Source organism: Chamaesiphon sp. (assembly GCF_041738855.1).
Classification (GTDB): Bacteria; Cyanobacteriota; Cyanobacteriia; order Cyanobacteriales; family Chamaesiphonaceae; genus Chamaesiphon.
Window position 1 is genome coordinate 1 of sequence record NZ_JBGSPA010000071.1, and the last position, 4,785, is coordinate 4,785.

6 protein-coding genes and 2 pseudogenes are annotated in these 4,785 nt (G+C 40.9%); 5 read left to right on the forward strand and 3 right to left on the reverse strand.

Annotated elements, in window-relative coordinates; translation table 11 throughout:
• The 4 genes and pseudogenes from ACEW9I_RS07390 to ACEW9I_RS07405 all read left to right on the forward strand — a co-directional run.
• Nucleotides 1–255 (forward strand): annotated as a pseudogene (locus ACEW9I_RS07390) (hypothetical protein); the annotation flags it as partial.
• 28 nt (nucleotides 256–283) lie between these two features.
• Nucleotides 284–1,216, forward strand: a complete 933-nt coding sequence (locus ACEW9I_RS07395; protein ID WP_373539709.1) for a hypothetical protein — start codon at nucleotides 284–286, stop codon at nucleotides 1,214–1,216.
• Nucleotides 1,217–1,513: 297 nt separating this feature from the next.
• Nucleotides 1,514–1,726 carry a DUF2281 domain-containing protein gene (locus ACEW9I_RS07400; protein ID WP_373539710.1) on the forward strand — a complete coding sequence of 71 codons (213 nt, stop codon included), beginning with the start codon at nucleotides 1,514–1,516 and terminating at the stop codon, nucleotides 1,724–1,726.
• A complete protein-coding gene (locus ACEW9I_RS07405; protein WP_373539711.1) occupies nucleotides 1,726–2,112 on the forward strand; it encodes a type II toxin-antitoxin system VapC family toxin in 387 nt (128 codons plus the stop codon). The genes ACEW9I_RS07400 and ACEW9I_RS07405 overlap by 1 nt, the downstream gene beginning before the upstream one ends.
• A gap of 99 nt (nucleotides 2,113–2,211) precedes the next feature.
• Here the strand turns inward: ACEW9I_RS07405 and ACEW9I_RS07410 are convergent, their stop codons facing one another.
• From ACEW9I_RS07410 to ACEW9I_RS07420, 3 genes are all read right to left on the reverse strand, one after another.
• A complete protein-coding gene (locus ACEW9I_RS07410) occupies nucleotides 2,212–2,538 on the reverse strand; it encodes a Txe/YoeB family addiction module toxin (protein ID WP_373539712.1) in 327 nt (108 codons plus the stop codon).
• Entirely contained in the window at nucleotides 2,528–2,845 is a 318-nt protein-coding gene (locus ACEW9I_RS07415) for a type II toxin-antitoxin system Phd/YefM family antitoxin (RefSeq protein ID WP_373539713.1), read from the reverse strand. The genes ACEW9I_RS07410 and ACEW9I_RS07415 overlap by 11 nt, the downstream gene beginning before the upstream one ends.
• A 491-nt stretch (nucleotides 2,846–3,336) precedes the next feature.
• The gene (locus ACEW9I_RS07420) at nucleotides 3,337–3,867 is read right to left on the reverse strand and encodes a hypothetical protein (RefSeq protein WP_373539714.1); all 531 of its coding nucleotides are present in this window, start codon (nucleotides 3,865–3,867) and stop codon (nucleotides 3,337–3,339) included.
• Nucleotides 3,868–4,216: 349 nt separating this feature from the next.
• On the opposite strand from ACEW9I_RS07420, the pseudogene ACEW9I_RS07425 reads away from it, so the two are divergent.
• Nucleotides 4,217–4,785 (forward strand): annotated as a pseudogene (locus ACEW9I_RS07425) (glutamate synthase subunit alpha); the annotation flags it as partial.

A 4,785-nucleotide genomic window follows, 5' to 3' on the forward strand; every position in this document is an offset into this window, starting at 1 on the left:
ACCATGCGCGGCAATATCAACTGGATGACGGCGCGGCAGTCGCTGTTTGCGTCAGATTTATTCGGCGATGATATTAATAAGATTAAACCTGCGATTAATGTCGATGGTAGTGACTCGACGATCTTTGATAATGCTCTGGAATTATTGACCCTTTCTGGTCGGAGTTTGCCCCATGCGATGATGATGATGGTGCCCGAACCTTGGACGGCGCATGAGTCGATGAGCGCGGAGAAGAAGGCGTTTTATGAGTTTAACCGAGTTGGGAACAGATAGATAAAGCTCAATGGCTCAATACAAACACGACAGATTTTTTAAGTTCTACATCCAATCATTGTATAAAACTAAAGGTGATACTCAGCAAAATATTCAAGTTCGTAATGATGAGGATTTAGAAATCGATTTGATGTTCATTGGTGAGCTAGGAAAGGAAGGATGGCAGCAGGAAGATTTGGGTTTGTTCGATCGACTGATGAAATTACATCCAACAATTATTGTCGAGCACTATAGTTCATATTTAGAAGAAATCGATCTAAACAAATCTATTACTCGGAAGAATCTATATTGGGAACCTAAAAAGAAAGAATTAACTGAGATTGCGAAGAGCGAACAGAAATTAACAAGTTCTAAAAGACTGTCGAGAGAAGCAGTAGAACAGATTGAAAATCAAAACCCATTTACATGGATTCTTACGGTTAATTGTAGTGAGAAAATTCTGAGCTTATGTGATGCTAAACCAGATCCTGAATTAGGTGTAGGTGTGTACCGACTGATAGGACTCTTGCGAATGGGTATTGTCATTATCGATCGATTGCCAGATAGTCCTGAAACAATGTGGCTGAAGATGCTTGGAAACAGAGAGTCAGCCCAGAGTGCGTTTCAATCGATCGAGCAGTTGTCCCCCGACCGCCGAGAGAAAAATGATATAATTAGAGCCTGCGTCAAGTATTGCGTTTACCTACGAGATATACCTACTGACAGTTTAACTCCAGAGGAGCAAGATTTTATGAAAACGATGGCACAAGTCGACGCTTGGTATGAGACTGAGATGAACAAGGCTCAGTTAGAAGGTGAGCTTAGAGGTAAGCTCGAAGGTAAGCTCGAAGGTAAGAAGGAAATCGCGATTAATTTACTCCGTAAGAACATAGCTTTGGAGATGGTTGCTGAGGTAACTGGGTTTACGATCGAACAACTTCAACAACTGCGATTATCAAAATGAGAAGTTACATCAACAAATGAATAACACCATAGATCTTTAAATTCTATCGATAACCACCAACATTAGGTCGATCCCAAAACCATCGCACCAAAGATCGATCATTTCGACAGGATAGAAAGATGCTCCTCCATAGCGATCGATCGAACCTCAAATACTGGGATTGTTGGGTTTCAATGCTCAACCCAACCTACAGGGAGAAATATCACTAGCTAAATTATTTCACTTTGATACTTATGAGTGCGCTCCCACAGGTTTGAGCTAAAATAGGTATACATCTTTATTGCCTTTGATAATCGTATGGAGCAAGCACTTCTCGAACAAATTCAGCGACTACCAGAGTCGGCGCAACAGGAAGCCCTGCAATATATTGAGGGTTTGGTTGCAAAGTATAATCAGTCGGTACAAGCACCCCTAGTCGATCGAAAAAATGCTTTCGGTATCTGGAAGGGAGAGGTGTGGCTGTCTGATGATTTTAATGCGACTTTAGATGATTTACAGGAATATATGTAATGGGTCGGTTTTTACTAGACACACACGTATTTCTGTGGCTGATTCGAGGCGATCCACAGTTGAGCGATCGAGTAAGAGCCATTATAGCTGATGATGCTAGTCAGCTTAATTTTAGTGTGGTTAGTATTTGGGAGATCGCAATTAAGCTAAATATTGGAAAGTTAAAAATTGAGCACTCTATCGAGGATATTTATCAACTTTTAGCCCAACTCAAAATTGAAGTTCTGCCGATCGAGCGGTTGGATCTAGATAGATATTTAACATTACCGCTCCATCATCGCGATCCTTTCGACAGACTCATCATTTCTCAAGCGATCGAGCGCGATTTAATACTAATAAGTACTGATGGATCTTTTGAGCCTTATTCAGTACAAAGACTATGGTAATCTATCCCAAAACTATCGCACCAAAGATCGATCGATAATTTCGACAGGATATAAAGATGTTCCTCAAAGGCGATCGAGCCTCAAACGCTAGGATTGTCTTTAATTTTCATAGTGATAGCGGGCTTGTAAAAATTGAATAGATTCATCTTTGATGCGATAAATTAATCGATGCTCTAAATCTATTCTTCGCGACCATGTATTTGCTTCCATGAATTTTAGTGGCTCTGGCTTACCAATTCCTGAAAATGGATCGATGCAAACAGATTCTACTAGATCGAGAATTTTGTTAGCTTTTTGAATATCTTGTCTGTACCACCATTGCAAATCTTCCCTGAAGTCTTCATCAAAAATAATTCGCCTTTGAATGATGATTATTTCTGGCTGAGAATTTTCCGAGCGATTTTTATCTTTCTTTCTAGCGGACAATTCCCAACTCCTCACACAATGTAGCGAGCGATTCCGATGGGTTCTCTGGCTCTGAATGGTTGTAGCCTTGAAGATCTCTTTGTTTGGCTCGATCGATCGCCCGATGCAATCTAGTTGCGTTGGCTGGAGATCTCAATAGATAAACAGTTTCTAGGAGACTGCTGAGATCTGTTTCTGCAATGAGCGCAACGTTTTTATCGGTGCCGTCTCGTTTAACGATGATAATATCTTTGGTGTCTGCTACGCGATCGAGCAGAACTCCTAAATTATTCTGTGCTTCAGTATAGCTAATTTCGCTGCTAGTCATACGGTGGTGTCCGAGTCTCGTATGTCGATTATAACTTACTGCTTGTTAGGGTATGGCGATCGATCATCCCAACAGGATATAAAGATACTCCTCAACAACGATCGATCGAACCTCAAACACTGAAATTGTTAGGTTTCTCGAAGTAGGTAATCGATCGATCATTTCGACAGGATATAAAGATGCTCCTCAATAACGATCGATCAAACCTCAAGCACTGGAATTGTTGGGTTTCTCGAATTAGGTAATCGATCGATAATTTCAACAGGATATAAAAATGATCCTCAACAGCTATCGATTATCTCGATCGATCCCACAATCTCAAAAACACGATCGAACATCCCAACTCAAGTATCAATCGATAGCAACATTACGATAGAATCAATAACCCCACTTATAAATTGAGTTTGTAAGGAAATCTATAATATTTTTACACCACCTACCTAAATTACTAATAACTGTACAAAACACCGTAGCACTTGTTACTAGTTTTTTTATTTCTCTTGCATCAATCTAATTACCTCTTCCAAATGATTTTCCATCTTCCTGCCTTGATCTAATTGTTGCTGATCTAGTTGTATATCATAATTGAACTTTCTCCTTTTTGCTAAAATTTCTTCCTCAAACTCTTTCCTCTTTTCTTCTATATCTTGAGCTAAGCCATAATTAGACATAGCTATACTACGATACTGCTGCACAATAGGTTTTATTTCTTCGGAACAACTCTTTATACTAATAGATAGTCTTTTCTTGGTATCAGATGGGATGACATTTATAGATTCTATAGAGCTATCATTTCTTAAAAATTTGTTTTGATTATACTGAACCATAAAACCCTTGCTTGAACACACGAGGTTTCTTACATCTTGTGGTGTAATATCATATCCAGTCGTGCGTTTGAGATTCTTTGCAATCTTTTCCATATCTGTCATAGAAACTAGATTATTTGCTCCAATTTCATTGTACAAAGCTAATATCTTGCCTCTATTAGGCTTGGAGATTTTATTTTCTAATCTACTCAACATGATTTTTACTGTTATAACTTTTACTTGTTCTGGTCACAATATAACACCGCAGTATAATATATTGCAAATATTGTTATAGTGTTTAGTATATTGGCTGACTAACTAGATCTGTTAAAAGCATTATTAACAGCATTAATGTTGATCGCTGAGACAGAGAAATTTAGGGTGTAGCAGTCAGCTAAGACTTACTCAGCGACCTAAATATTTGTATCGGAGGACAAACTTTTGTAGCGGGCGACGATCGCGCTGCTGGGATCGAGCCACAATATAAGGCGAAGTAGAATACCCATGCTGTCTAAAAAATCTGGCATCGGCTACTCGAACACCCTTTAGAGCGATCGATCCAAGCATGAATACCATCCAACCACCCAGCAAACAAGGTTTATACGATCCGCAGTTTGAACACGATGCTTGCGGTATCGGTTTTATCGCGCAGATGAAAGGGGCGAAGTCGCATGAGATTGTGGCGCAAGCACTGACGATTCTGGTTAATCTCGACCATCGTGGCGCGTGCGGTTGTGAGACGAATACCGGAGATGGGGCGGGGATTTTGATGCAGGTGCCCCACAAGTTTATGCAGAAGGTGGCGGCGGCTGAAGGGATTGAGTTACCCGCAGCGGGACAGTATGGAGTCGGGGCGGTGTACGGATCTCCCGATCCGGCGATTCGATCGAGAAGTCGTCACATCTTTGCCGAAGTTGTCGCGGAGGAAGGCTTGAAGGTATTGGGTTGGCGGGATGTGCCGACGGATAATAGTTCTTTGGGTGAGACGGCTCGATCGAGTGAACCGTTTATGCAGCAGGTATTTATTGCCAAATCGCCTGAATTGGCGGATGAGTTAGCATTCGAGCGGAAGTTGTTTGTGATTCGCAAGCTGGCGCATGCGGCAATTCGGGCGGCGAATGTCGATGTGCATTG

Bases quoted from the DNA above. Each gene is read 5' to 3' on its own strand.
- ACEW9I_RS07405 (WP_373539711.1), top strand. From the start codon at position 1,726: ATGGGTCGGTTTTTACTAGACACACACGTATTTCTGTGGCTGATTCGA.
- ACEW9I_RS07400 (WP_373539710.1), top strand. From the start codon at position 1,514: ATGGAGCAAGCACTTCTCGAACAAATTCAGCGACTACCAGAGTCGGCG.
- ACEW9I_RS07395 (WP_373539709.1), top strand. From the start codon at position 284: ATGGCTCAATACAAACACGACAGATTTTTTAAGTTCTACATCCAATCA.
- ACEW9I_RS07420 (WP_373539714.1), bottom strand. From the start codon at position 3,867: ATGTTGAGTAGATTAGAAAATAAAATCTCCAAGCCTAATAGAGGCAAG.
- ACEW9I_RS07415 (WP_373539713.1), bottom strand. From the start codon at position 2,845: ATGACTAGCAGCGAAATTAGCTATACTGAAGCACAGAATAATTTAGGA.